Raw genomic sequence first — 26,343 nt, forward strand, 5'->3', positions numbered from 1 at the left:
CCGCGGCACGTCGGAAGGTGCGTCATGCGGTTCCTCGTTCAGCTCGCCGCGGTCGTCGTGGTCTCGTTCGCCGGCGGCCAGGCGCTGCTGCTCGTGCCGGGCGAGCCGTGGCTCGCGCTGGCCACCGGCCGGGTCACCGCGGTGATCGCGATGCTCGTCTACCGTCTCGTGGTCCGCTGGTCGGAGAGGCGCGCGGTCACCGAGGCGGCCGCGCGCGGCCGCGTCCGGGCTGCTCCGGGGCACGCTGCTCGGGGTCGCACTGTTCTCCGCCGTGATCGGGAACATCGCGTTCAACGGCGGCTACCGGATCGACGGCCTCGGCGAGGCGCCGGAGAACGCGATCGGGTTGTTCGGGTTCATGGCCGGGGCCGCGGTCACGGAGGAGCTGCTGTTCCGCGGCGTGTTGTTCCGGCACGCCGAGCGGTGGATCGGCACCTGGCTCGCGTTCGCACTGTCGGCCGCGCTGTTCGGCGCCGGGCATCCGCTCAACCCGAACGCGGACTGGTGGGGCGCGATCTGCGTGGCGGTCGCCGATGGCGGCATGCCGACCTCGGCGTACATCGCGACCCGCGGTCTGTGGCTGCCGATCGGTCTGCACTTCGGCTGGAACTACGCGGCATCCGCCGTCTTCAGCACCGAGGTCTCCGGCAACGGTACGCCGGCCGGCGCCACTGTGACCGCCATCCGGTCGCCGCCGATTCAGGTGAACCATCGTCGATGACAGCCGTCTGTACCCATGTCCGTCATGGCAGCGGAAGGGAAACGACGACATGCAGCGACAGGTACGATGTGCGGCGGTGCTGGCGGCGGTCGTGGCCGCGACCACGGTCGGTACGGCCGGGGCGGCGCAGGCGACGCCGCCGGGACCGGGCGTGTCCGGCACGGTCATCGCGCAGCACACGGTCGGCGGCACCGACTACGTGCTGCGGGAGATCACCATCCCGCCGGGGCAGGCCACCGGCTGGCACTACCACGACGGCGCGCTCTACGCGACGGTACGCCAGGGCGCGCTGAGCCACTTCGACGCGACGTGCGCGCGGGACGGCTACTACCCGCGGGGCAGCTTCATCTACGAACCGGCCGGTGCGGACGAGGTCCACATCGGCATCAACCGCGGCCGCACCCCGATCGTCCTGGAGGTGCTGTACGTGCTGCCCACGGGCTCGCCGCTGTCGCAGGACGCGCCGAACCCGGGTTGCCCGTTCGAGTAGGTCGCGGCAGCCGGAGGAACCGCCACGAGTCCACCACGGAGCCCGGCGCCGCGGTGGACCGGCTCGCCCATGCTGCTGGCCGCAGCGTCATCACCCCGGTGGCCGGCCGCCTGGGCGAGCCGCAGCGCCGTCACGGTCAGGCCGTCCACGGTGACCGGTGCCGGCACGTCCGCGAGGTCGTGCCCATGATCGGGACCTCACCGGCCGGTTCCGCGCCGTGGGCGAGACCGAAGCGTCCGGCCCGGAGACCGGCGTCCGGGTCGCTGCCGGCGGCACCGTTCCACCCCGTCCGGGAGGCGCGGCCGAGCCCGTGGTGCCGCCCGGTCGTCTCGGTCATCGGCCAAGGATGCTGGGGCACGCTCGACCTGCTCCGGCGAGACCGGGGCCACACGGAGTGCCGCAGAAGCGATCATCGGCATAACGACACAAAGGGAAGTTTTCGCCACAATCCATGAACGCATCAGCACGTGAAACGTTGAGTATCGGCGTGCGAAGTCTTCCGTACGGCGCGATCGCGCGGGCACTGCGCGGCGCCGGCTGGGTCTGGTGGCATCTCGTCGTACGGCATCGGGCGTCATCACGATCCCGATGATGTGCCGGTGGCCGAGCCCTCATCATCGGACCACGGTCCGATCCGCGGGCCGGCCCCGGAGTGGCAGGATCGGATCATGGCTGATGCAGGCAGGGACCGGTTCGGCCCGCCACCCGCGGGGGAGCGGCGCGGCGACCGGATCGAATATCGGGACGCTTTCGTGGCACAGGAGCAGGGCTACCGCCCACTGCTGCTGGATCTGGTCGCGCCGGCCGGCACGACCGGCCCGGTGCCGGTGGTGCTGTGGATCCACGGCGGCGGCTGGCTCAACGGCTCGCCGAAGGTGACGCCGGACTGGCTGGCCGGCGAGGACCACGTGGGCCGCCTGCTCGCGGCTGGGTGCGCGGTGGCGCTGCCGGCCTATCGGCTCAGCCGCGAGGCCGCGTTCCCCGCGCCGCTGCACGACCTCAAGTCCGCGATCCGCTACCTGCGCCTCTACGCCGCCGACCTCGGCATCGACCCGAGCCGGGTCGGCGTCTGGGGTGAGTCGGCCGGCGGCCTGCTGGCGTCGCTGCTGGCCCTTTCGCCGGACGAGGGCGAGGTCGGCGTGACCGAGGGCCACTCGCGCGTGCAGGCGGCCGTGTCCTGGTACGGCCCGGCCGACCTGGCCACCATGCAGGCACACCGGCACCCGCGCGCGACCGGCGACCACGACGCCGACGACTCGCCGGAGTCGCTGCTGATCGGTGCGCCGGTGACCCGCTCACCGGAGAAGGCGGCGGCGGCCAGCCCGGTGACGTATGCACGCCGGGACGCACCGCCGATCCTGCTGCTGCACGGCGAGGAGGACGTGGTCGTCGGCTACCGGCAGAGCGTCGAGCTGGCCGCCGCGCTCCGCGCCGCCGGCGCCCCGGTCGAGCTGGAGCTGGTGCCCGGCGCCGACCACCTGGTCGGCGGCGCGGACCTCGGCGCGCAGGTGCGGCGCAGCGTGGAGTTCCTCGCCCGTACCCTCGGCGGGCCTCCTCAAATCTGAGGTTGGACTAGTGCGAAATGGATCTCTTCCGGCATAAGGTCTCACGCATGGCCACAAACGCTCCCACCGACGACGTCGGAGACCGCGATCTCCGCGTGGCACCGCCGAAGCAGGCCGCGGCCGGCGTCCCCGGCGTCCTGCACGGCCTGGCGGCCGCACAACAGCAGATGGGCGTACGCCGCAGCGCGCTGACCCTGCTGAAGCTGAACCAGGCCGGTGGTTTCGACTGCCCGGGGTGTGCGTGGCCGGAGCCCGCGCCGGGCAAGCGCAGCCACTTCGAGTTCTGCGAGAACGGTGCGAAGGCGGTGGCCGAGGAGGCGACGCTGCGGCGGATCACGCCGGAGTTCTTCGCCCGGCACTCCATATCCGACCTGGCGGGCCGGTCCGACTACTGGCTCGGCCAGCAGGGCCGGCTCACCACGCCGGTGATCAAGCGGGCGGACAGCGACCACTACGAGCCGATCGGCTGGGACGCCGCCTTCGCCACCGTCGCGGCGCAGCTGAACGCGGTCGAGCCGGACCGGTCCGTCTTCTACACCAGCGGCCGCACGTCGAACGAGGCCGCGTTCGCGTACCAGCTGTTCGTCCGCGCATACGGCACGAACAACCTGCCGGACTGCTCGAACATGTGCCACGAGTCGTCGGGCGTGGCGCTGATGCAGACGATCGGCATCGGCAAGGGCTCGGTCACGCTGGAGGACGTGCACCGGGCGAAGCTGATCGTCGTGGTCGGGCAGAACCCGGGGACGAACCACCCGCGCATGCTGACCGCGCTGGAGAAGGCGAAGAAGGCCGGCGCCACCGTCGTCGCGGTCAACCCGCTGCTCGAGGCGGGCCTGCTCCGGTTCAAGAATCCGCAGGCCCCGGACGGTGTGGTCGGCAAGGGCACCTCGCTGGCCGACCACTACCTGCAGATCAAGGTCGGCGGGGACCTGCCGCTGTTCGCCGCGCTCGGTCACCTGCTGCTGCCGCACGCGGACCGGGAGTTCATCGACGCGCACACCGCGGGCTTCGCGGAGTACGCCGCGGCCCGCGCCACCGTCGACTGGGACGTGATCGAGACCCAGACCGGCCTGGAGCGCGCGCGGATCGAACAGGTCGCGCGTCTGATGGCGGAGTCCGAGGGCACGATCGTCTGCTGGGCTATGGGTCTGACCCAGCGCTCCGACTCGGTGCCGACGATCCGCGAGGTCGTCAACGTCCAGCTGCTGCGCGGCATGATCGGCAAGCCGGGCGCCGGCCTGTGCCCGGTCCGCGGGCACAGCAACGTGCAGGGCGACCGGACCATGGGCATCATCGAGAGCCCGCCGCCCTGGGTCGACAACATCGAGCGTGAGCTGGGCATCGAGGTGCCACGCACGCACGGGTACGCGGTGGTCGACGCGATCCGGGCGATGCGCGACGGCCGGGCCCGGTTCTTCATGGCGCTCGGCGGCAACTTCGCCGCCGCGGCCCCGGACACCGACGTCACGCTGGCCGCGCTCGCGTCCTGCGAGATGACCGTGCACGTGTCCACGAAGCTCAACCGCACGCACGTCACGCCCGGCAAGGTGTCGCTGATCCTGCCGTGCCTGGGCCGCACCGAGCGGGACCCGGCCGGGTTCGTCACGGTGGAGGACTCGATGTCGGCCGTGCACGCGTCCGTGGGCCGGCTCGCGCCCGCATCCCCGGACCTGCTGTCCGAGCTGGCCATCATCTCGCGGCTGGCGCAGGCCACACTCTCCGCCGACCTGCCGTGGCCGGAGTGGGAGCGGTCGTACCCGGCGATCCGCGAGGTGATCGCCAAGGTGGTGCCCGGCTTCGACGACTACGAGGCGAAGGTGTCGACGCGCGAGGGCTTCACGCTGCCGCACGGGCCGCGGGACAGCCGCGAGTTCCGCACGGCAGACGGCCGGGCACAGTTCACGGTCAACCACATCGTCGAGCGGAGCCTGCCGCCGGGCCGGCTGATGCTGCAGACGATGCGCAGCCACGATCAGTACAACACCACGATCTACGGCATGGACGACCGGTACCGGGGCATCTCCGGCGGCCGCCGCGTGGTCTTCGTCAGCGCGAAGGACCTGGCCGCGCTGGGTCTCGCGGACGGATCCATGGTGGACATCGTGTCCGAGTGGAAGGACGGCGTGGAGCGGCGCGCGCCCGGCTTCCGGCTGGTGGAGTACCCGATCGCGGCCGGGTGCGCGGGCGCGTACTTCCCGGAGGCGAACGTGCTGGTCCCGCTGGACTCCACGGCTGAGCTGTCGCACACGCCGACGTCCAAGGAGATCGTGATCCGGCTGGAACCGGCCGCCTGACCGATAACCCGTTTGCGCCGCGCGGGACGTGGGCACTCACTCGCGTCCCGCGGCCGTCTCCTCTTCGTCTGGGTCCGCGCGGCTGTCAGGGGCCCCACGGCCCGGCCTGATTCCGCTATGGCCGGGCCACCAGGGCGTGCCCCGCCGCGCCGCAACCTGAGAGTGCACCACACATGGGACCGCCTATGTCGTACGAGCCGTGGCGGCTGCCGATGATCGACGCGGTGCGCTGCTGGCCCTGCCGCGCTGTACCCGCCGACGATCATCAGGCCGGGACCGCCGTGGCAGTGTGTGCGACGCTTCGGACCGGCGTGCTCAAGGCGACCGGCTGGGGCGACCTACCCGGTGCGATCCTGCTGGTGCGGGTCCCGCTCCCGCTCCCGCTCGCCGCCGAGGTCGCGCGCAACGGCACGGTGCGCCCGCTACCCCGGCGACGGCTGCTGGGCTGGTGAGGCTACCGGTCGCGGTCCTCGTCCCGGCGGTTGCCGCGAACCCGCAGCGAGCCGGCGTGCGCGGTGGCGGACGGATCGCGGCGGACCTTGATCAGGCTGGCGACGATCGCGATGGCCAGCACACCGATGATGACGGACAGCGACAGCGGCGTGGACACCGTGGGGATCGCGTCGCTCAGGTCGTGCGCCCAGTGCAGGATCAGCTTGACGCCGATGAACGCAAGGATCACCGCGAGCCCGACGGACAGGTAGACCAGCCGGTCCAGCAGGCCCTTGACCAGGAAGAACAGCGCGCGCAGCCCGAGCAGCGCGAACGCGTTCGCGACGAAGACGATGTACGCCTCCTCGGTCACGCCGAACACGGCCGGGATCGAGTCGAGCGCGAACAGCAGGTCGGTGCCGGCGATCGAGATGAGCACGATGAACAGCGGTGTGGCGACCCGGCGTCCGTCGACGCGCGCGAACAGGTGGCCGTCGTGGTACTCGGTGGTCGTCGGCAGCAGCCGGCGGGCGACCTTGACCAGGCCGTTGTCCTCCACGTCCGGGTCCTCGTTGCGGTGCCGGAACAGCTGGATCGCGGTCCAGATCAGCACCAGGCCGAAGATCAGGAACATGAACGAGAACAGTGACAGCAGGGCCGCGCCGAGCGCGATGAAGATGACGCGCAGCACGAGCGCGGCCAGGATGCCGAACGTGAGCACCTTGTGCTGATGCTCGGCCGGCACCGCGAACGTGCTGATGATGATGACGAAGACGAACAGGTTGTCGATCGACAGGCTCTTCTCCACGATGTAGCCGGCGAAGTACTCGGTGCCGTACCCCCAGCCCACCTGCCACGCGAAGATCAGGCCGAACACGATCGCGACCGCGACGTAGAAGACGGACCAGGCCGTCGCCTCCTTGAAACCGACCGCGTGCGGACGGAGCCAGCCGGCCATCAGGTCGATGGCGAGGAGCGCCACGATGGCGCCGATCGTCAGCGCCCAGCCGAGCGCGGAAACCTCCAGCATGCGAATCCCTTCCGAGGAGTTCGCAGCCTCTTACCCGGCGGGCGGGTCCATTACGCGGCTCAGCAAACCCTTCAGCTGCGCGATCTCGTCGGAGTTCAGCACGGCGTAGGGCGTGATCGCCAGCGTTGTCCGGATCAGCCCGTCGCGGACCTCCCGCCCGCGCGCGGTCAGCATCAGCACCCGGGAGCGCCGGTCCACCGGATCCGTGTCCCGGGTGACCAGGCCGCGGTCGATCAGCTGGTTCGCCAGGAACGTCAGGTTGGGCGCGTTGCAGTGCAGCCGGTCGGTCATCACCTTCATCGACGGCGGCGGCTCGTCCGGGTCGATCACCCAGAGCGCATGCGCGGTGGCCGGCGTGAGCCGGTGCTCGGCCAGGAACACGGTCAGCCGCTCCGTGGTCCGCATCTCGATCTCGAAGGCGGCCGCGACCACGGCGAGCAGATCCATGCCGCCCATCCTAGCGATACTTCGAGCCTCGAAGTTTATGCTACGGTGCGCCTTACTTCGAGACTCGAAAGGAACGCCCATGGACTACACCGGCATCACCGCGCTCGTCACCGGCGCGTCGAAGGGCATCGGCCGGGCATACGCACACGAGCTGGCCCGGCGCGGCGCGCACGTCGCGCTGCTGGCCCGGTCGGCCGAAGCGCTCGACGCGCTGGCCGCCGAGATCCGCACCCGGCACCCGGTCGACGCGCACCCGCTCACCGCCGACCTGAGCACACCGGACGGCCCCGCGCACGCGGTACGCGATTTGGCCGCGCGCAAGATCACGATCGACCTGCTGATCAACAACGCCGGCGCCGGCACCGTCGGCCCGTTCCTGCACCGCCCGTACCCCCCGCAGCGCCGCAACGTCGACCTCAACGTGCACGGCCTGATGGCGCTCACCCACGCACTCGGCGGCCAGATGATCACCCGCGGCCGCGGCGGCATCATCAACGTCTCCTCCACCGCCGCCTTCCAGCCGATGCCCTACCAGGCCGGATACGCGGCCACGAAGGCGTTCGTCCTGTCGTTCAGCGAGGCACTCGCACACGAACTCCGCGGCACCGGCGTCCACGTGATGGCCGCCCACCCCGGCGCGGTCGCCACCGGCTTCTTCGACGGCACCACCGCGGTCATGGACCCCCGCGTCACCGACTCACCCGACCGGATCGCCGCAAAAACCCTCGACGACTTCGCACGCGGGCGCCTCAACTCCTACCCAGGCCGCCCGCTGCACCGCGTCCAGACCATCGCCGCCCGGCTACTCCCGCGCGCCACCACAGTCCGCGCCACCGGCGCACTCAACCGCCGCCTCGGCCACCACACCGCCAAGGACCTCTGAAAACCCCAGATCGCGATTTCCCGCTCCCGGCGTGGTCCAGCCCGCCTGTTCCCGCGGGCAAACCCGCGGCGGCCTCCGCCGCCGCTCGGCCGCCGCGTCGGAGCCGGTATCCGTGCGGTCCCGAAAAACCACGCCCCCCACCGCCCGCTCACCCCCACCGCCGCGCCACCCGTTCGCAGCGCCGCGGCCACCAAAAACCATCGCGGCACACGGCCACCGCACCGTCATGCCGGCCCCGGAAGCATCCCGGCGAAATGTCACCCCGCGTTCCGCGCGCCATAGCGTCTCCGACAAGCCATTCCGGACAGTCACAGCAACGCATGCGGCGCTCCGGCAGCCCAGTCAAGCGAACGCCGTTGGCGATCCGACAGCCCAACCGCGGCGACACCGGCGACGATCCCGCAGCCCGATCACGACAACACCAGCGGCGCTCGGCAGCCCAGCCGGGGCAACACCGGCGACGATCCCAAAGCCCGAACAAGGCAACACGGGCGGCGATCCGGCGGCGCGGCCGGTGCGTGGTCGAAGGGAACACGGGTGACGATCCGACGACCCGGTCAGGGCGACGCGGATGGCTATCCCGCAGCCCGATCACGGCAACACCGGCGGCGATCCGGCGGCCCGGTCGACGCGGCCGGTGCGGAGGTGGCGGCGGGCGGTGGCGAGGGCGGTGCCGTGGATCAGGCGGGCGAGGCCGGCGGCGCCGTCCGGGTCGTCGGCGCGGCGGACCGTGGTGAGGATCGGGTGCACGTCGTCGAGTGCGACACCGGCCCGCAGCAGCACGAACTGCAGGACCAGGCCGCCGAGGCGGGCATTGCCGTCGTCGTACGGATGGTGGAACACGACGTCGAGATAGGCGCGCGCCGCGCGGGCGGCCACCGGGAGCGCCGGATCGGACGCACACCGTTGACGTCCATCGTGGCCTACGCCGACATCCTCGGCGAGGACCTCGCCGGGCTCGGCGACGAGCACCGGCGGATGCTGGACACGATCGCCCGCAGCGGCACCGGCCTCAGCGACATGGTCGACACGCTCCTCGAACTCGCCGGCCTGGAGAGCGGCCACCTTCCGCTGACCGTCCGGCGGGTCGACCTGGCCGGGATCGTCGCCCGTGCGGTCAGTGACGCCGCGCCCGCGGCCACGCACGACGGCCTGTGGCTGACCACCGACCTGCCGCCGCATCTGGACGTGGACGGCGACGCCGCGCGGCTGCGTCAGGTCGCCGACATCCTGCTGTCCAACGCCGTCCGGTACAGCACACCGGGCGGCGGCGTGCACGTGCGCCTCGCACGCGGGCACGCCGCCGCGGAGCTGCACGTGACCGACACCGGCATCGGCGTGCCCGACGAGGACCGGGAGCGGCTCTTCGACCGCTTCTACCGGGCCGGGAACGTACGCCATCAGGGCGTGTCCGGAACCGGTCTCGGGCTCAGCCTGGCCCGGACCATCGTGGATCTGCACGGCGGCGTCATCCGCGTGGACGCGCGGCCGGCAGCGGGCACCACCGTGCACGTCCGGCTTCCGCTGCACGCGGATGTCACCACGCCGTACGGTCCGGACGCGATCCCGGCCGGGATGCGACGCGGGCCCGTCCCGGACGGGCCATCAGGGTATCCGCCGGCCCTGCCCGCCGTCGGCACGTCCCGCGGCCGGTTGCCGGGACCACCGGCGTCGCTGCCCGAGGGTGCGATCGCCGGCCCGCTGACCGCGGCGCTCACCGCGCTGGCCGAGACCCCGGACGACGCACCGGGTCTGGACGGGCAGATCGAGGAACTCGTCGGCCTGGTCGCGGACCGGGTCGGCGCGACCGACTGCGCCTCCGTCACCCGCCGGCGCGACGACACCTGGACCACGGTCGCAGCCAGCAGCGACCTCGCCGTCGCGGTCGACCGGGCGCAGTACGACGACGGGCAGGGACCGTGCCTGCAACCGCTCGACGACGACACCCCGGTCACCGTCCCGCGCATCGCGGGGACGGTGGCCTGGCCCGGGTTCCGGCGGGTGGCAACCCACCTCGGCCTGCACTGCTCGGTGTCGGTGCCGCTCTTCGCCGGCAGCGGCACCACGATCGCCTCGCTCGACCTCTACGGACGCGACTCCGAGGCCATGGCGCCCCTCATCAAGGGCATCTGGACGATCTTCGACCCCGGCGGGCTCCGGCCCGGTGACCTCGCGCTGCGGGTACTGGACGATGGTGGTGAGGATCTGCTGTCCGGGCTGTCCGCGGCGCTGGCCGTGCGGGCCACCATCCAGCTCGCGCTCCAGGTGATCATGCACCGCACCTCCTCCGGCGCGGAGCAGGCCTACGTGTCCCTGCGCCTGCACGCGGCCACCGCCGGCATCGGCCTGCGCGCCGCCGCGGAGGACGTCATCGCCGGCGCCGCGCCGTAGCGCACCGTGCCCGGACACACCGTTCGGTGCCCGATCAGGCGTATTGGTCCGCGGACCCCGGCCGCGACGGTGCGACGGGCACGGCCGACAGTGTGTCGACGAGTTCCAGCAGCTGGGCCCGGGTGAACGGCTTCACCAGTACGGCGGTGGCCCCGGCGTCGTACACCGCGGTGAACGGTGGCGTGATCTGCCCGCTGACCACGCCGATCGGCAGCGCGCCGGTGGCCGGGTCGCCGCGCAGGGCACGGCACAGGTCCAGGCCACCGACGTGCGGCAGACCGAGGTCGAGCAGGACCAGGTCCGGGCGGTGCTCGGCGACGGCGGCGAGCACCGCCGCACCGTCGCCGACGACGATGACGGTGTGCCCGGCACGTTCCAGGATCAGGCGCAGCAGCTGCTGGATCTCCGGCTCGTCCTCGGCCGCGATCACGTGTGCCATGGCCGGCCCGTGCGCTGCCGGCGGGACCGGTGACCGGTCCGCGCCCCGGTGAGGGTGCGGCACGCCGACGGCCTTCTGACCCACGCTCCGGCGTCGTCGTCCGTGTTGCGCATCAAGGCCGTACCCCCGCACTGGGCCCTCGGCCCATACCGGCGATTCTAGGCGGCCTGGTCCTGATATGTCCGCGATCCCGGAACCGCGCCCCGGTCCTAGTCGTGCGCCCACTCCCAGGCCGCCAGGAATCCGCTGCCGGCACCCGGCAGGAAGTATCCCCAGGCCGGGGTGCCGCCGTGATGCACGCCGATCTCGTCGAACGTGGCGCGGGCCAGCTTCTTGCGGCGGCCGAGGAAGGCGGCGAGCGCGAGCCAGTGCCGGCAGGTCATGGCACGCCCAGGGACGTGCGGCGCGCCGGCACGCCACTTCCCGGCCCAGGTGTCGAGTTCGTCGCGGATCTCCCCGCGTTGGAAGTAGTCGGCGACCGCGGCGAGGGACTTGCGGTCCCGGCGATCCCAGCCGAACTCGCGCATCGCGTACTCGAAGTGGGCGAGATACGGCAGCATGACCACGTTCGCACCGGCCGGGGCGGCCGCGGCCACGTCGCGGGCGGCCTCGAACATCCGGGAGTGCGAGCCGTACCACTTCTCGCAGTACAGGCTGACCAGCGTCAGGTGCAGTTCGAAATGGTACGGGGAGCGGCGGCGTGCCTCCGCCACCTGCGCGTCGAACTCGGGCGTGCCGACGGTGCGTCCCGCGAACGCGCCGTTCAGCATCAGGATCAGCGGGCTCGGGTCGTCCGGGCCGGCCAGGTCGAGCGCGCGGCGGCCGGCGCTGACGGACTGCGCGGACAGCGCCTCGAACTCGGCGAACTGCTCCGGCGTGGTATTGCGGGCGGACGCGCCGCCCCGAGCCTTGCCGGCCCGCCGGTGCAGCGCCTCCGCGTAGATCTGCGCGGCGGCCGGGTCGTCCGGTGCGGCCTCCTGCCAGTCGTCGAGCCACGCGCCCTCGGCGGTCGAGGCGTCCTCGCCGAGCACCCGCAGCCGGAACGTGCGGCGTTCCCAGTCGGTGCCGGTCTCGGCGATCACGTCGCGCAGCGCGGTCCAGTCGCCGGTCGTGTGGGCCCGCTCGCGGGCGGCACGCAACACGAGATCGTCCACGGCCAGGTCGGTGTCGATGATCGGCGGTTCCGGGCGCGGGCCGCGGCGAAACAGGCGAGACAGCACGGCGGGATCATAGGACACCGATGATCCGGTGGGCGTACGGACGGCCCGCGCTGCGCCGGGCCCCGGTCTTCTCTAGGCTGCCGGGATGCCCGCCGCCCGGAACGCGCAGCTCTTCACGAAGTCCGCCCTGGTCACCCTCTCGCACGCGATCGAACGGGCCGCGCTGGCCGCGGCCGAGGACGGGCCGATGCTGGTCGTGGCGCTGTTCCAGCGCCTGCCCTACTTCACCCGCGAACGGCGGGTGTACGAACGCATCGCGGAGCGGGCCGCGGTTACCGTCGTCGGCCTGGTCGCCGACCAGGCACCGGAGCTGCCGGCCGGAACGCACCTGATCACGCTGGACGACGGCGAGCCGTACGCGCGGGAGTGGACGGTCCTGGTCCTGACACCCCGGTTCGGCGCGGTGCTGGAGGCGTACGACCGCGAGGAGGTGGACGGCACCGCCGCGACGCTGGAGGCCGGCCGGCTCTTCGACGGATGGTGGAGCCTGCGCCGCGACGACGCGCTGCACAAGGCGCTGTCGCTGCAGGCCGCGTTCGGCGACCGGCTGCCCGCGGACGCGCGCGCCGCGCTGGCCGGCGTGCTGTCCTACGTGCGTGATCTGCCCGCCGGTGCCGGGGAGAGCCGGGCGGACGCGCTCGCCGAACTGCTCGTCGCGCACGCGGAGCGGAGCGGGACCGAGCTGGCCGCGCTGCGCCGGCAGCTGGCACCGGCCGAGGCAACGCCGGTGACCGGCGCGGACGAGGTGCGGCGCTGGGCCGGCGACGCGTCCGGCACGCTGCCGGTGGCGCTGCTGGGCGTGCGGGTGCCGGCCCCGCACCGGCTGCCGGAGCAGACCGGCCGCCGCACCGGAGCGCTGCGAAATGAGGGCCTGATAGCGGTGCTGTCCCGCGTGTTGCGCGACACGGATCGGCTGACCCGGCTCGGCGACGACGACTTCCTGCTGATGCTGCCTGCCCGCACGATGGACGACGCGGTGCGGATCGCCCACCAGGTGCAGGCCGATCTGGCCGCGGCCGCGGCGACCAACGCGTTCCTGCCGGACGGCGCGTTCCAGCTCGTCATGACGACCCGGTGGCGTCCGTTCCCGGTCGACCGGATCGTCGCGGCACTGGACTGGGCCGAGCAGGAACGAGTCCCGATCGCCCAGCTGGACGACGACGACCGGTGAGCGTCACCCGCCGATGCGGAACGTGTTCATCACCATCAGGTCGAAGTCGGCGAGCAGCCGGTCGGCGTTCGCCTCGTTCTGGTAGATCGCCAGCGACAGTGTGTACCGGGTGCCGCCGCCGTCGAACGTGTAGTCGATGACACGGTCGCCCGGGCCCTGCGCACCGGTGAACTCGCTCGGCAGCACCGTGGCCGACGATCGCTGCCCGCGCGCGCCGCTCGCGGTGGTCACCTCGGACACCTCGATGCCGGTGTAGAAGTCCGCGTCCGGCGTGTCGATCGGGCCGGACGCCTCGCCGGTGCGCACCCACACCCGGTAGTAGATGAAATCGGTCGGCACGCACTCCGGGATCAGGTCCGCGCGCTCGGCCAGCCAGTGGTTGAAGCTCGGGTCGAGCCGGCACTCCTCGGACGTCCAGCCCGGCGGGTAGCGCAGCGAATAACCCTGGTCCGCGCTGGCATACGCGGTCCAGCCCGCGGTCGGGTCCGGCGGGGCGGGCAGCGTGATCTCGGAGGCCTCCGGCAGCTCCGGAACGGTCAGCTGGTCCAGTACCGCCGCCAGCGCGTCCGGCGTCTGCGGGAACACCGGCGTGCCCGCGCCCGCCGCGCCGGCCAGCAGCGTGAAACCGTCCTGTTCGGCCTCCGGCACCTGGAAGCCGACGAACCGGAAGTCGAGGTCGACGCCGCTGTCCCGGATCCGCTCACCGATCTGCGCCGAGACCGCGGCCTGGTCGGCGTGGCACGCGTCGGTGCCGTGGTGCGCGATCACGATGATCCGGTTCGTGAGCCGGCCGCGGAACGGGTACCGCCGGTCGAAATCACCGATCGCGGCCAGCACGCCGTCGAGCAGTGCGGGCTGTCCGGCGCTCTCGACCGTACCCATGGCGTCATTGATCTTCTGTTTGTTGCCGGTGCGCGCGCCGACCAGTTCCCGCGTCGTGTCGCCGGTGCCGCATTCGCCGCCGAACTCGCGCAGCGCCAGCGCGTCACGATCACCGGTGTTGCCGGCCGCGGCGCCGACGGCCGCGCGCACCGCGTTCACGTCCCCACCGGCCGACCCGTCGACCAGAAACGCGATCCGGTGGTCGGGCACGGCCCGCAGCACCACGGCGATGCCGACCGCGACCACGGCAACAGCCGCGAGAGCTGCCACGATCAACACCCATCGACGGGTACGGGTCATCGGGTCCCCTTCGAAGCGTCGGCATATATGTCGTTCATCTGGTGTCCTCCGGTGTGGCGACACGCGTGCGCCGGTCCGGCTGACGTCGGCGGGGCCGGGTGCGCGTTGCGCATCCCGTCACCTCCGGCGTGGTGGCACACGTGCCACTCATCCAGTTGCCTCCGGCGTGGCGACACGCGTGTCGCTGATCCGGCTGCCTTCGGCGCGGCGAGATGGGTGTTGCCCATCAGGTCGCCCTCGGCGTGGCGACCCGCGAGCGGCTCATCGGAGGGTCTTCGGCGCGGTGGCGCGCAACGCGGCGAGTGCCTTGTTCATGGCATCGGCCTCGGTGTTGTATCCGCCCGCGACCTCGGCGAACGCGGCGTGTCCCGGACCGAGCGGCCGGCCGTCGCGCGCGTCGGCCAGCAGAGTCTCCGCGGACTCGACCACGCCACGCTGCAGATCCTTCAGTTTTCGCGCGCGCCGGCTGAGATCCGCGGCAGCCTCGGTGCCGGTGCGGCCGTCCAGGTCCTCGAACGCGGCGTCCGCGGCCGTGATCGCATCCTTCGCGTCGCCGATCCGGCGCTCGGCCACGTCGAGACGGCCGTCCATGGTGGCCGCGACCGCCTCGTTGACCGTCCCGATCGTCGGGTTGAGCACGTCGGTCACGGCTTTTGCGTTGCGCAGCACCGGTTCGACGTTGGTGAACCAGTCGAGCGCCGCGTCCAGGTCGGCGGACGTGTCGACGAACATCGGCTCCGGCGCGCCGGACCCGGCCGCGAGCCGGGCCAGCTGGTCCCGCTGCGCGTCCTCGACCCGGTAGCCGATCATCCGGAACTCGATCTCCAGTCCGGCCGCCTCGATCCGGTCGCTGATCTCCCGCTGGACGTAGGCGGTGTCCGGGTCGCAGCCGTCCGCGCCCTGCCGGGTCACCACCACGATCCGGTTGACCTGCTTGGCGGCCTGCGCGAACGGGCGACTGAAGTCCTCGATCGCCTGCACGATCCCACGCTGCAGCGTGGCCGTGCCACCGCCGCGCACATCCGCGGCCGCGGCCGCGATCGCATCCCGGTTACCGGTGCCGAAGTCGACGAGCTGCGTGGTGTTGTCGTCCGCGCCGCACGCCCCGCCGAAACTGCGCAACGCCAGCGAATCCCGGTCCCCCGAGTTTCCGACGACGGTCCGCAGCGACTCGGTGATCTCCGCCAGCCCCGCGGGGCCGGCGGCCGCGGACGCGTCGATCAGGAACTCGGTCTTGTAGGTCGGCGCGAACTGCGGCAGCACCAGCTTCACCACCGCGGCCGTCCCCGCGGCGGCCACGGCCAGCGCGAGCACCGAGATCACCGCGACCCGCACGCTGCGCGGCAGGTCCATCCGGAAGATGTTGTACTGACGATTGTGGTCACCGCGCTGGACGCCGAAGGCGCCCCTCGCGTCGACATCGGCCGGTTCGCGCGCCACTGCTGAGTCCCCCCGGAATGCGTCGGCAGGGTCCTTTTCTAGCGCTGATCGTCCACTCACCCGCAGGCGTTGTCCCGAACCTGACAGTCACCACCCACGAATCAGGCCACAAGCGACTCACAAGCCGCCGAACGGCCAGGCCGCGCAGCCGATCGGCACTGCGGTGCCGGGGCCTGCCCCCGAGGTGATCGCCGTGCAGCGCGGCGTGATCGGAGCCGGCCCGACCCGGCAACCGCGTCAGAGCGACGAGCCGGATGGCCGGACCGCACCGCATACGCCGGACCGCGCAGCCGGCCGAGTGGTCACCGAACTGGCGTTCCGGCGGTTGGATGACCGGTGGCCGCACCCGATCAGTCATGATCATGCAGGTGCCCGCCCGCCCACGGCGCACCTGCCGGAGAACCGGCGCCGACGGGAAGGAGCGCGGCACATGGAATGGTGGCAGCCGCTGGCGAGCGTCACCGCGGCACTGCTGCTGGCCTGGATCGGCCTGCTGATCACGTTGCTGATCGCCAAGCCGGACCGGGCCCGGCTCACGGAGGCGCTGCGGCTCCTGCCCGATCTACTACGGCTGCTGCGGCACCTGGCCGCCGACCGGGAACTGCCGCGCGGTGTCCGGCTCAGGCTCGGCCTCCTCCTCGCCTACCTGGCCCTGCCTTTCGATCTGATCCCCGACTTCATCCCGGTCCTCGGCTACGCCGACGACGTGATCATCGTCATCGCGGTCCTGCGCTCCGTGGTCCGGCAGGCCGGCCTGGAAGCGGTCCGCCGGCACTGGCCCGGCACCGACGACGGCTTCGCCGCGCTCAGCCGCCTCACCGGCCTCAGCCGCTGAGGCGGCCGCACCGCGCACCCGGCCGCTTCCGGGGTCGTCACACCGCACGCACCGATGGTGGCGGTGGCCGCCGGTCAGGCGGAATCGCGCCAGACGACCGGGGACGGGAGGACGACCGGCTGAGGATGCTCCCCACGAATCTGGCGAAGCACGAGATCCGCCGCGACCGCGCCGACCTCGCGCGCCGGCTGGTGGACCGTGGACAGTGACGGCTGTGCCCGCAGCGCCCATGAGCTGTCGTCGAAACCCACCAGGCCCACTTCCCCGGGTACGGCCCGGCCGGCGTCGCGCAGCGCCTCGAGTGCACCGGCTGCGATCGCGTCGGAGGCGGCGAACACGCCGTCGATCGCGGGTTCGCGGGTCAGCAGTTCGCGCATGCCCTTCACACCGGACGCGTAGTCGTAGAGCGGTACCTCCGCGACCAGCGCCGGGTCGAAGCGGTCGCTGAGCGCGGCCCGGAAGCCGGCCAGGCGGTCGGCGCCGGAGTCGCGGTCCAGCGCCGCCGCGATCATGCCGATCCGCCGCCGGCCGCCGGCCGCGAGCCGGGTGACCACCTCGCGGGCGGAGCCGGCGTTGTCGATGCCGACCCACGGCGTGTCGCGGGCCAGGTCGGGCGGGTGGCCGACGAACGTGGCGGGCAGGCCGAGCGCGGCGATCACGCGGGTGATCGGGTCATGGGTGCGGGCGGAGACCACGATGGCGCCGTCGACGAAGCCGCCGCTGAGGTAGCGGGCGACGCGTTCGGTGTCGCGGGCCGAGTCGACGACGAGGCTGACCATCTGGTGGTCGGCGATCGACAGTTCCTCGTTCGCGCCGAGCATGATCGCGCCAATGTTCGGATCCTCGAGCAGCAGTGAGTGCGGTTCGAGCGTGAGGAAGCCGACGGCCTGCGTGCGGCGCCGGACCAGGTTGCGTGCGGCCGTGTTCGGTACGTAGCCGACGTCGGCGATCGCGGCCTCGATGGCGGCGCGGGACTGCGCGGAGACGTATCCGCCGTTGAGTACCCGGCTCACGGTGCCGCGGGAGACGCCGGCCGCGGCGGCCACGTCGTGCACCGTGGCGCGTTTCTGCGGTTGCATCCGTGCCACGCGGCACAGCCTAGCGACGTGGTCTTGACCCTCGATCAGCCGCGTGACACTGTGTGCACGTTCACACACCCGACACGCGTACGCCGTACGGCGGATGCGTGTGCACGTGCACACACCGAGGGAGGCGCAGACGTGACCAGGCACCGGGCCGCGATCGTCTTCTTCATCGCACCGTTCGGCGTGTCGTTCGCGCTCTTCTACCTACTGCCCATCGGGTACGACGTGGGGCAGTCGCTGTTCACGGTCGAGCGCACCGGCACGTTCGGCCCGGCGCGCGAGGTCTTCGGCGGGCTGGTGCAGTACCGGCGTGTCCTCTCCGTACGCCGCGGCGGCGGAGAAGGTGCAGGCAGCCGGTGGGTACATCGCGACCTTCTCGCAGAGCGGCATCAACCAGTTCGCCGGCCTGTCCTGGCGGGCCGGGGCACGCCCGTTCGGCACCGACGGCGGCACCTGGACCGTCGACCTGACCGGCCCGGAGACGACCAGGGTCGCCGGCAACCGGCAGCGGCCGCTCGACCGGGACCTGGTCTCCACCGTGCCGCCGTGGACCACCGAGTGGGACAGCGCGTACCACTCCGGCAGCGTCTGGAGCTGGGTGTCCGCGGTCTGGGGCGCGAACTCGATCTCCTCCGGCGTGCCGGGCACAGCCGGCCGCTGGGCGGTGGCTCCCATGCCACAGTGGTCAGCGGGGCGGCACCGTCACCGGCAACTGAGGTGGGTCGTCCACAGCCGTGTTCACGGGCACGGCGCACCCGGACGAGGCCGCGCGGTTCGCGCTGTGGCTGAACACCAGCGAGGAGGCGCTCATGCTGCTGGCGGAGAAGGCCAACCCGTACCCGGCGACGAGGACCGGCGCGAGCCTGCCGGTCTACGCACAAGGCGTCGAGTTCTACGGCGGCCAGCGGGTCCACGCGGTCTTCGCGCAGGCGGCCACGCAGGTCACCCCGGGTTCTCTCTAGGGCCGACGATGACCTCGACGTACGCCGACGCCTCGGACGGCTTCAAGAACGCCGTCTCCGGGGCGGCACGCCGGCCGACGCGCAGCTCTAGACCATCGACACCCTGAAATCGCAGTCCATTCCCGTCAAGGAGTAATGCCCTGATCCACCAGCTTCGCGCCGCGGGCGTCAGCCTCGTGCTGGACGCCCGCGACGCACGACCGCCCGCCGTCGTCCACTGGGGTGCCGACCTCGGCGACCTCCCCGCTCCGGCGCTCGCCGCGATCGCCGACGCGTCGGTGCCCGCGGTGCCGCCGAGCAGCATCGACGTACCGTTGTGGCTGCCGCTGCTGCCGTCGTTCACGGACGGCTGGAGCGAACGTCCCGGTCTCGACGGCTTCTTCACCGACCGATCGCCGGTCTCGTTCCGCGACTGGTCCACCGACGCCGGCGCGGGCTGGATAAGCGTCACCGCGGACGGGCCGCTGGCGATCACCACCCGCCTCGAGCTGTCCGAGGAGGGCGTGTTGCGGATGCGCCACACAGTGGTCAACCGCGGTACGTCGGACTTCGTGCTGACCGCGCTGGACCTGCAGCTGCCGGTGCCGGACCGGGCGCGGGAGGTGCTGGACTTCTCCGGGCTGTGGGCGCACGAGCGGCGGCCACAGCGCGGTGAGCTGCGGCAGGGCGCGTGGATGCGCGAGTCCCGGCACGGCCGGCCCGGCCACGACGACGCGTTCCTGCTGGTTGCGGGCGTACCCGGGTTCGGGTTCCGCGGTGGCGAGGTGTGGGCCGCGCACCTGGCGTGGAGCGGCGACAAGCGCGTCTGGGCAGCCCGGTCCGCGCTCGGCCCGGCCGTGCTCGGCGCCGGTGAACTGCTCGGCGCGGGCGAGGTGACGCTGGCGCCGGGCGACGAGTACTGCACGCCGTGGCTGGTCGCGGTCTGGTCGGACCGCGGGCTGGATGGGCTCTCCGACCGGTTGCACCCGTGGATCCGCGGCCGCTCCGAGCTGCACCGGCCGCGCCCGGTCGTGCTGAACACGTGGGAGGCGGTCTACTTCGCCCAGGACCTCGACACGCTCGGCGCGCTCGCGGACGCGGCCGGTGCGGTCGGCGTGGAACGGTTCGTGCTCGACGACGGGTGGTTCACCGGGCGGCGCGACGACCGGCGCGCACTCGGCGACTGGTTCGTCGACGCCGAGGTGTGGCCGTCCGGCCTGCACCCGTTGATCAAACGGGTGCACGACGCCGGCATGGACTTCGGCCTGTGGGTCGAGCCGGAGATGGTCAGCCCGTCCTCGCAGCTCGCCGCCGCGCACCCGGACTGGGTGCTCGGCGCTTCCGGCGGGCCCACCTGGCGCTTCCAGCGCGTTCTCGACCTCTCCCGTCCCGGGGCGTACGGGTACGTGCTGGAGCGGCTGAACGCGCTGCTCAACGAGTACCCGATCGCGTTCCTGAAGTGGGACCACAACCGGGACGTGCTCACCCCGGGCGTGGCGCACGCGCAGACCACCGCGCTCTACCGGCTGCTGCGTGAGCTGCGCGTGGCACATCCGGACGTGGAGATCGAGAGTTGCGCGTCCGGCGGCGGGCGGGTCGACCTGGGCATCCTGGAGCTGGTCGACCGGTTCTGGACGTCCGACACCAACGACCCGCTCGACCGGCAGAGCATCCAGCGGTGGACGTCGGTGCTCGTACCCCCGGAGTATCTGGGCGGGCACCTCGGCGACAAGGCCGCGCACATCACCGGGCGCACCACTGATCTCGCGTTCCGGCAGGCCACCGCGCTGTTCGGCAGCGCCGGCATCGAGTGGAACCTGCTGCACGCCACGCCCGGGGAGCGCGACGCGATCGCTGAGTGGATCGCGTTGCACAAGCGGCTGCGCGAACTGCTGCACACCGGCCGGGTGGTCCGCGCCGACACCGCCGACCCGGCCCAGCTGGTGCACGGTGTGGTCGCGCAGGACCGGCGCAGCGCGATCGTCGCCTACGTGACGCTGGACGCGCCGCAGGCCGCGCTGCCGGCCCCGCTGCGGATCCCCGGCCTGGACCAGAACCGGCTCTACACGGTGCGCCCGCTGCTGACCGGCGCGGTCACCCAGGACGCGCCGCCGCCGTGGCTGGCGTCCGGCTCGGTGACGCTGCCCGGCCGGGTACTGTCCGAGGTCGGACTCGCGATGCCGCTGCTCAAGCCGCAGCAGGCCGCGCTGTTCGAGGTGTCGGCTGCCTGAATTCGCAGATGCCGGTGGCGGGGCGAGCTCGCCACCGGCATCTTGTCGGACCTCCGGAGTACGGTCCCCGCCATGCCGATCGCCTTCAATGAGCTCGCGTCCTGGCTGGACGAGGGAAGCCTCGTCCCGCTGACGAACGCGCTGCTGGCCGCGGACGAGACGGAGCGGCGCGCGCTCGCCGGCCAGCTGCGGCAGCACGAGCTGCTACGCCGGCCACACGACGTGTTCGACGACGCCCTGTCGCACGAGGAGCGTCGGCGACGATGGCGGGAGGACGAGGTGCGCCGGCCGTACCGGCAGGCCGCGCTCCGGGTCGCCGGCGCCGCCTGCCTGCCCCGGGCCGCGGCCATCGTGTCCTGGCTGCGCTCGGCCCGGTTCCCCGACCCGATGCCGGCCGGGACGGCGGATGCGATCGTGCGGGTGCTCAGCGCACCCGGCCGGCCGTCCGCCGCGGCGGTCGCGCGCGGGCTGGCCGGGCGGCTGCGGCCCGCCCAGGTCGACGCGCAGTGGCCGATCATCAGCGCGCTGCTGCGCGCGACCGGTCAGACGCCCGTGCCGACCGAGGCGACGGTCCGCGGCTGGCTGCGGGAGACCGGGCTGGACGTCGAGCGGCTGGACGCGGACCCGTGGACGCCGCTGATGCTGCCGCACGTGTTCTCGATCCCGCGCGTCGGCGGCGAGCTGGACGGGTCCGGGCCGGGCGCGCTGACTCGGCTCTGCGAGATCGGCGGGTGCGACCGGGCGGTGCTGCTGGCCGACTGCCTGATGCGGCTCGGCCAGGGCGACCGGCTGGGCGCGCTGCGGCCGTTCGTGACGATGCACCGGCTGCTGGCGCCGACGCTCGACGAGACGGCCCGGCACGCCACGGAGTACGCCGGGCTGCTGTCCAGCCCGTACAGCACGGTCGCGGGCATCGGGCTGGAGACGCTGCGGGCGCTCGACGACGCCGGGCGGCTGACCAGCGGCGCGGTCGCCGAGGCCGGGTTCGCGGCGCTGGCCCGTACCGAGAAGAAGCTGTTCCGCGCACAGCTGGCCTGGCTGAATGCGACGCTGGCCCGCAAACCGGACCCAGAGGTGTACGCTGCGCTGGTCAGCGGGCTCGCCAGTCCCGCACCCGACCTGGCGGAGCGTGCGCTGGCGGTCGCCGTGAAGCACCTGCCGGCGATCGGCGAGGCCGGGCGTGAGCTGCTCGCCGCCGCGGCCGAGACCCTCGACGGCGACCTGTGCCGCCAGGTGAACGCGGTGCTCGGCCGGGCCACGGCCCCGGTCGAGCCGGTCGCGCTGCCGCCGGTGCCGCCGGTCGCGGCGATGCCGGCGCCGCTCGGGTCGGTGGCCGAGGTGGCCGCCGCCGCGGCGGTGCTGGTCCGGCCCGGGCGGGAGTGGAGCGACCCGGTGCTGCTGGAGCTGCTGCTCGACGGGCTGGTGCGGTTCGCCGCCGAGGACCGGAAGGCGCTGGCCTCGGCGCTGCGCCCGGTCGTCGGCCCGCGGGCCGGCTCGGCGGTGGCCCGCCTGGTGTGCGCGATCGTTGACGGGCACTGGGTGAAGCCCGGTCCGGGCCCGTTCGGGCCGGTGGCGCCGCCGTCCGCGATGCTGGCCGAGCGGGTCGACGAGCTGGGCCGGGCGATCCCGTACACAGCGCCGCCCGGTCTGCTCGCCACGCCGGCCACGGTCGACGGGCACGTCGATCCGGCGCGGGTGCTCGCGCTGCTGGAGTCGGCCGAGCGGTCCGGGTGGGCACCGCGGCCGTACGACCTGTCCCAGGCACTGCTGCGGCTGCCCCGTACCGTCGACGCCTCGATCACCGCCGCGGCCGGGCGGCTGACCACGCCAGCCGGGCGCGCGTTCGCGGACTGGCTGCGCAAGGGCGGTCTGCCCGATCCGGTGGTCGTCATGCGGCAGCCGTGCACGCACGGGCCGGACTGCTGGTGCACTCCCGAAGGTCAGCGCCGGACGGCCGAGATCGCGTCGATCCCGGCCGGCGGGCTGAGCCTGCCGGCGGGCCTGCTCGAGGTCACCGAGGAGCGCCCGGCCGGGGTGAGCCGGCCCGGGTTGGGCGCATGGCCGATGGTGCTGCCCGGGCACCGCGAGGTCATCGCGGCCCACCTAAGGCCATACCTCGCCGACACGATCACCGACCGACGTATCGACGTGGGCTACGTGCTGCCGGTGCTGGCGCAGTCGGGCGGGCCGTTCGGCCCGGCGACCGCGCTGTGCCTGGCTCACGGACTGACCGCGGCGCGGGTGTCCGACCGGGTCGCCGCGGTCGATGCGTTCCTGGCCCTCGCCGCCCGCCGTGAGCTCGACGGCGCCCTGGTCGGCCGGGAACTCGCCGCGCTGTTCTCGTGCGGCGAGATCGTGCTCACCCGGGTGGTGGCCGCGCTCGCCGAAACCGCGCGTGCCGGAGCGGGAGCCCAGGTCTGGGACGTGGCCTGTGCGCTCATCCCGGCCGTGCTAACGGTGACGCCCGTCGTCGCGGGCGCGGCGGACCTGCTGGCACTGGCGGCGTCTGTGGCGCCCGCAGGCCAGGCCACCGCGCCGCCGCCGGAGGTGTCGGCGGTCGCGGCCCGGGGCGGACGGTCCCGGCTGGTCACGGAGGCCAGCCGGCTGCGGCGTGTGCTCCGGATGAGCCGCCGGTGACATCCGACGCGGGCAGCGCCGGCCGGGGACTTCTCGCGGTCTCTCCGGGAGCGAGCGAACCGGCGCAAGGTATCGGGTGGGTGAGGGCTTGCGTGACGGGAACAGACTCTGGTCATGGCCCAGTGGCTGACATTGCTCATTCCCGCTGCGGCGGCGCTGGCGGGTGTGGTGCTGACGCAGGCGTGGAACACGTGGTTGACCAGGCGGCAGCGACGCCTTGAGGTGCATCACACGCTGTGGAATGAACGGCGGGCGACGCTGCACCGGTTCCTGACGCTGCTCAATCAGGCCTTGGACTCGACGCGGGCCGCGGTGCGTGAGGGTGATGCGCCGGAGCAGCGACGACTGGCGGATGACCGGCGCGAGGATCGGTGGGCGGCGGCCTTCGAGTCCTATCTGGAGATCGCGATCGTGTTCCCCGAGGAGGCGACGAACCGGGCGTGGAAGCATCTTCAGGGTGCGTACAGCTGGCGCCGGGCGGCGATCGAAGCGGGCGACGCTGTGAGAGCACCGCGTCATGAAGATCTGATCACCGCGCTCAAGCCGTGGCTGTCACTGGAGACCTGAGGTTCGAACGAACGACTCAATGAGGTAAATCCGGCGGCCGGTAGCGGCGTTGCCGATCGGCGCCGCCACGGAGGCGACCAGGGAGTGCCACCACTCGGTGCAGCCGCACCTCGCGGCCGCGATCGCCGACCAGCGCAGCGACGCCTGTGCCGTGCTACCGGTGCTGGCCCGGTCCGGCGGCCCGGCCCGGCGGCCCGCTCCGGCGGCCCGCTCCGGTGGCCCGTTCGGGCCGGCAACCGCGCTGTGCCTGGCGCACGGCCAGACCGCGGTTCGGCCCGCCGCCCGTCGCGCCCGTCGACGCGTTCCTGATCCTGTCCAGCCGGCCCGACATCGACAGCGGCCTGGTCGGCCGCGAACTGGCCGCGCTGTTGCGCACCGGTTCGCTCGTGCTGACTCGCGTGATCGCCGCCCTCGCCGAGGCGACGCACGCCGGGACCTCACCGCAGGTGTGGGACGCGGCCAGGGCGTTGATCCCCGCCGTGCTGGCGGTGACGCCGGCCGCCCCCGGGACACCGGACCTGCTGGCGCTCGCCGCGTCCGCGGCCTCGGCGTCCCGGTCCACCGCCACGCTGCCGGAGGTGGCAGCGGTCGCCGCCCGCGGCGGACGCTCCCGGCTGGTCACCGAGGCGGCCCGGCCGGTCCGCACCCTCGGCCTCCGCCGCCCATGACAGCGCACCGCTCCCGCACCGCCGGACCACGCACCCGTACCGGGCCTGCGCGACCGGGGCCGCAGGCAATCACTGCTCCTCGTTACTGTGTGCCGCGTGACGGACATGGTGAACAGACGAAACGCACTGCGCGTCGCGATGACCGGCGGCGCAGCGGCGGTCGGTGCCGTGGCGATGGCACCGACCGCGGTGCAGGCGGCGCCGGGCGACGACGGGTGGATCTCGGTCCTCGACCACGGCGCGGCCGGCGACGGGGTCACCGACGACACCGCAAGGATCCAGGCGGCGCTGGACGCGGCCAAGGCCTCGGTGCCGCAGAAGAGCGTCTCCTTCCCGGCGGGACGGGTCTTCCGCGTCACCGGCGAGATCAGCCTCGCCGGGTACGCGAACGCCACCATCGCCGGCAACGGGGCGACGCTGGCGCTCACCGGTGCGAAGCCGACCGCGGCGCACATCAGCACGGTGCTGCGGCTGACCGACGTCCGCGAGATCACCATCGAGGATCTGACGATCCGGGACACCGACCGCACCCAGGTCTACAACGGCCTGCTGCTGGCGAAGGCCCACCGGTGCGTGATCCGCGGCGTCCGGGTGATGGACGTGCGATTCACCGGCATCTCGGTCTTCGACAACCCGCCGGCGCCGGACGGCTCGCCGGCCGTCTCCGACGACGTACTGATCACCGGCTGTGTCGTCGAGGGCACGCGGCAGGGCATCTCGGTCAACGGGCGCGACATCCGCATCATCGGCAATCACGTGGCGATGGATTGGTGGTCCACCGACGAGGCCAAGCGGGGTCCGTGGCAGAGCACCTCCGACTACTACGACGGCATCAACGTGCTGGCCGGCTCGGACCGGACCGTGGTCTCCGGGAACACGATCACCGACTGCGGCCAGTCCGGCGTCTACACCCAGTCGGTGCGGAACCTGGTCGTCGCCGACAACACGGTGACCGGATGCGTGCTGCGCGGCATCGAGATCGACGGGCAGCGCAAGCATCTGGAAAGTGCCGACGACGTCGTGCCGGAGAAGGACAAGCTGCGCGCGTACGGCGTGACGATCACCGGGAACACGCTGCTGGACAACCTGGGCAACATCAACATCCTGTACGCCCTGGACGTCACGATCACCGGTAACCGGGTGCACAACAAGCGCGAGTCGACCTGCATCGCGATCAACCGAGGTACCGAGCACGCGGTCGTGGTCGGCAATCACTGCCGTCAGGACGACCCGTACCGGGCGGCGATCTGGGTCAAGCCGGTCGAGACGCTGCCCGACGGCACGGTGGTGCCGGGCACGAAGAACGTCACCATCGCGTGGAACAACGTGGAGGCGGCCTACGACTGGTACGCGCCCGCGGACACGGTCGTCATGCAGCGGACCGGCGACGCCGAGATCTCCACGGTCGGCACGATCAAGGCGACCGGTGCGATCAGGGCCACCGGCAAGATGCTCGCGGCGGGCGGCCTCGGGGTCGGCAACAGCGCCACCGCGTCCCGGCCGGGCACCGTGATCCGCAAGGTGGAGATCTTCGACGCGGACGGGAAGTCGCTGGGCTTCATCCCGGTCTACAACTCGATCACCTGACCGCTGCAGCTCACCGCACGCCTCGCCGCGGTCACATCACCGCGAACGGGCCGCACCGCGAGAGCCCCACTGCGGACGTGCCTG

At 72.6% G+C, this 26,343-nt stretch carries 25 protein-coding genes; 15 read left to right on the forward strand and 10 right to left on the reverse strand.

Annotated elements, in window-relative coordinates; all coding sequences use genetic code 11:
* Positions 1 to 271 precede the first annotated feature (271 nt).
* Both J2S42_RS04635 and J2S42_RS04640 read left to right on the forward strand, forming a co-directional pair.
* Entirely contained in the window at positions 272 to 721 is a 450-nt protein-coding gene (locus tag J2S42_RS04635) for a CPBP family intramembrane glutamic endopeptidase (protein ID WP_307235528.1), read from the forward strand.
* Positions 722 to 797: 76 nt separating this feature from the next.
* Positions 798 to 1,211, forward strand: a complete 414-nt coding sequence (locus tag J2S42_RS04640; protein WP_307235530.1) for a cupin domain-containing protein — start codon at positions 798 to 800, stop codon at positions 1,209 to 1,211.
* Between the two features lie 136 nt (positions 1,212 to 1,347).
* Here the strand turns inward: J2S42_RS04640 and J2S42_RS04645 are convergent, their stop codons facing one another.
* Positions 1,348 to 1,548: a hypothetical protein gene (locus tag J2S42_RS04645; RefSeq protein ID WP_307235532.1), complete on the reverse strand. Its 201-nt coding sequence runs from the start codon at positions 1,546 to 1,548 to the stop codon at positions 1,348 to 1,350.
* A gap of 331 nt (positions 1,549 to 1,879) precedes the next feature.
* Between J2S42_RS04645 and J2S42_RS04650 the strand changes: the two genes are divergently transcribed.
* The 3 genes from J2S42_RS04650 to J2S42_RS04660 all read left to right on the forward strand — a co-directional run bounded on the left by J2S42_RS04650 (position 1,880) and on the right by J2S42_RS04660 (position 5,525).
* A complete protein-coding gene (locus J2S42_RS04650) occupies positions 1,880 to 2,776 on the forward strand; it encodes an alpha/beta hydrolase (RefSeq protein WP_307235534.1) in 897 nt (298 codons plus the stop codon).
* A 47-nt stretch (positions 2,777 to 2,823) separates the two neighbouring features.
* On the forward strand, positions 2,824 to 5,073 hold the full coding sequence (locus tag J2S42_RS04655) for an FdhF/YdeP family oxidoreductase (protein WP_307235535.1): 2,250 nt from the start codon (positions 2,824 to 2,826) through the stop codon (positions 5,071 to 5,073).
* 185 nt (positions 5,074 to 5,258) lie between these two features.
* The gene (locus tag J2S42_RS04660; RefSeq protein WP_307235537.1) at positions 5,259 to 5,525 is read left to right on the forward strand and encodes a hypothetical protein; all 267 of its coding nucleotides are present in this window, start codon (positions 5,259 to 5,261) and stop codon (positions 5,523 to 5,525) included.
* A 2-nt stretch (positions 5,526 to 5,527) separates the two neighbouring features.
* Here the strand turns inward: J2S42_RS04660 and J2S42_RS04665 are convergent, their stop codons facing one another.
* Both J2S42_RS04665 and J2S42_RS04670 read right to left on the reverse strand, forming a co-directional pair.
* Complete coding sequence (locus tag J2S42_RS04665; RefSeq protein WP_307235539.1) at positions 5,528 to 6,535, reverse strand: TerC family protein; 1,008 nt, start codon at positions 6,533 to 6,535, stop codon at positions 5,528 to 5,530.
* Positions 6,536 to 6,565: 30 nt separating this feature from the next.
* Entirely contained in the window at positions 6,566 to 6,982 is a 417-nt protein-coding gene (locus J2S42_RS04670; protein ID WP_307235541.1) for a MarR family winged helix-turn-helix transcriptional regulator, read from the reverse strand.
* 79 nt (positions 6,983 to 7,061) lie between these two features.
* Here J2S42_RS04670 and J2S42_RS04675 point away from each other — a divergent pair, with 79 nt between their 5' ends.
* Entirely contained in the window at positions 7,062 to 7,865 is an 804-nt protein-coding gene (locus J2S42_RS04675) for an SDR family NAD(P)-dependent oxidoreductase (RefSeq protein WP_307235543.1), read from the forward strand.
* Between the two features lie 591 nt (positions 7,866 to 8,456).
* Here J2S42_RS04675 and J2S42_RS04680 read toward each other — a convergent pair.
* Positions 8,457 to 8,744: a hypothetical protein gene (locus J2S42_RS04680; protein WP_307235544.1), complete on the reverse strand. Its 288-nt coding sequence runs from the start codon at positions 8,742 to 8,744 to the stop codon at positions 8,457 to 8,459.
* A gap of 27 nt (positions 8,745 to 8,771) precedes the next feature.
* On the opposite strand from J2S42_RS04680, the gene J2S42_RS04685 reads away from it, so the two are divergent.
* Complete coding sequence (locus J2S42_RS04685) at positions 8,772 to 10,256, forward strand: ATP-binding protein (protein WP_307235546.1); 1,485 nt, start codon at positions 8,772 to 8,774, stop codon at positions 10,254 to 10,256.
* Between the two features lie 34 nt (positions 10,257 to 10,290).
* On the opposite strand, the gene J2S42_RS04690 is transcribed toward J2S42_RS04685, so the two are convergent.
* Both J2S42_RS04690 and J2S42_RS04695 read right to left on the reverse strand, forming a co-directional pair.
* A complete protein-coding gene (locus J2S42_RS04690) occupies positions 10,291 to 10,695 on the reverse strand; it encodes a response regulator transcription factor (protein ID WP_307235548.1) in 405 nt (134 codons plus the stop codon).
* Between the two features lie 209 nt (positions 10,696 to 10,904).
* Entirely contained in the window at positions 10,905 to 11,915 is a 1,011-nt protein-coding gene (locus J2S42_RS04695; RefSeq protein ID WP_307235550.1) for a hypothetical protein, read from the reverse strand.
* Between the two features lie 85 nt (positions 11,916 to 12,000).
* Between J2S42_RS04695 and J2S42_RS04700 the strand changes: the two genes are divergently transcribed.
* Positions 12,001 to 13,086: a DICT sensory domain-containing protein gene (locus J2S42_RS04700; protein WP_307235551.1), complete on the forward strand. Its 1,086-nt coding sequence runs from the start codon at positions 12,001 to 12,003 to the stop codon at positions 13,084 to 13,086.
* 3 nt (positions 13,087 to 13,089) lie between these two features.
* On the opposite strand, the gene J2S42_RS04705 is transcribed toward J2S42_RS04700, so the two are convergent.
* Positions 13,090 to 14,268, reverse strand: a complete 1,179-nt coding sequence (locus J2S42_RS04705; RefSeq protein ID WP_307235553.1) for a hypothetical protein — start codon at positions 14,266 to 14,268, stop codon at positions 13,090 to 13,092.
* Positions 14,269 to 14,529: 261 nt separating this feature from the next.
* Complete coding sequence (locus J2S42_RS04710; protein ID WP_307235556.1) at positions 14,530 to 15,708, reverse strand: vWA domain-containing protein; 1,179 nt, start codon at positions 15,706 to 15,708, stop codon at positions 14,530 to 14,532.
* A gap of 430 nt (positions 15,709 to 16,138) precedes the next feature.
* On the opposite strand from J2S42_RS04710, the gene J2S42_RS04715 reads away from it, so the two are divergent.
* Positions 16,139 to 16,543 carry a YkvA family protein gene (locus tag J2S42_RS04715; protein ID WP_307235559.1) on the forward strand — a complete coding sequence of 135 codons (405 nt, stop codon included), beginning with the start codon at positions 16,139 to 16,141 and terminating at the stop codon, positions 16,541 to 16,543.
* A 74-nt stretch (positions 16,544 to 16,617) separates the two neighbouring features.
* Here the strand turns inward: J2S42_RS04715 and J2S42_RS04720 are convergent, their stop codons facing one another.
* Positions 16,618 to 17,622 (reverse strand): LacI family DNA-binding transcriptional regulator, encoded by a 1,005-nt coding sequence (locus J2S42_RS04720; RefSeq protein ID WP_307248620.1) that lies wholly within the window; start codon positions 17,620 to 17,622, stop codon positions 16,618 to 16,620.
* Positions 17,623 to 17,832: 210 nt separating this feature from the next.
* Positions 17,833 to 18,303 carry a hypothetical protein gene (locus tag J2S42_RS04725; RefSeq protein WP_307235560.1) on the reverse strand — a complete coding sequence of 157 codons (471 nt, stop codon included), beginning with the start codon at positions 18,301 to 18,303 and terminating at the stop codon, positions 17,833 to 17,835.
* A gap of 59 nt (positions 18,304 to 18,362) precedes the next feature.
* Between J2S42_RS04725 and J2S42_RS04730 the strand changes: the two genes are divergently transcribed.
* The 6 genes from J2S42_RS04730 to J2S42_RS04755 all read left to right on the forward strand — a co-directional run bounded on the left by J2S42_RS04730 (position 18,363) and on the right by J2S42_RS04755 (position 26,259).
* On the forward strand, positions 18,363 to 18,590 hold the full coding sequence (locus J2S42_RS04730; protein ID WP_307235562.1) for a hypothetical protein: 228 nt from the start codon (positions 18,363 to 18,365) through the stop codon (positions 18,588 to 18,590).
* 176 nt (positions 18,591 to 18,766) lie between these two features.
* On the forward strand, positions 18,767 to 20,800 hold the full coding sequence (locus J2S42_RS04735; protein ID WP_307235565.1) for an alpha-galactosidase: 2,034 nt from the start codon (positions 18,767 to 18,769) through the stop codon (positions 20,798 to 20,800).
* Between the two features lie 72 nt (positions 20,801 to 20,872).
* On the forward strand, positions 20,873 to 23,437 hold the full coding sequence (locus J2S42_RS04740; protein ID WP_307235567.1) for a hypothetical protein: 2,565 nt from the start codon (positions 20,873 to 20,875) through the stop codon (positions 23,435 to 23,437).
* Positions 23,438 to 23,551: 114 nt separating this feature from the next.
* Complete coding sequence (locus J2S42_RS04745) at positions 23,552 to 24,004, forward strand: hypothetical protein (protein WP_307235569.1); 453 nt, start codon at positions 23,552 to 23,554, stop codon at positions 24,002 to 24,004.
* Positions 24,005 to 24,219: 215 nt separating this feature from the next.
* Positions 24,220 to 24,672, forward strand: a complete 453-nt coding sequence (locus tag J2S42_RS04750) for a hypothetical protein (protein WP_307235570.1) — start codon at positions 24,220 to 24,222, stop codon at positions 24,670 to 24,672.
* 105 nt (positions 24,673 to 24,777) lie between these two features.
* Positions 24,778 to 26,259 carry a right-handed parallel beta-helix repeat-containing protein gene (locus tag J2S42_RS04755; RefSeq protein WP_307248622.1) on the forward strand — a complete coding sequence of 494 codons (1,482 nt, stop codon included), beginning with the start codon at positions 24,778 to 24,780 and terminating at the stop codon, positions 26,257 to 26,259.
* Positions 26,260 to 26,343 lie beyond the last annotated feature (84 nt).

Origin of the sequence: Catenuloplanes indicus, from assembly GCF_030813715.1 — a bacterium.
Classification (GTDB): domain Bacteria; phylum Actinomycetota; class Actinomycetes; order Mycobacteriales; family Micromonosporaceae; genus Catenuloplanes; species Catenuloplanes indicus.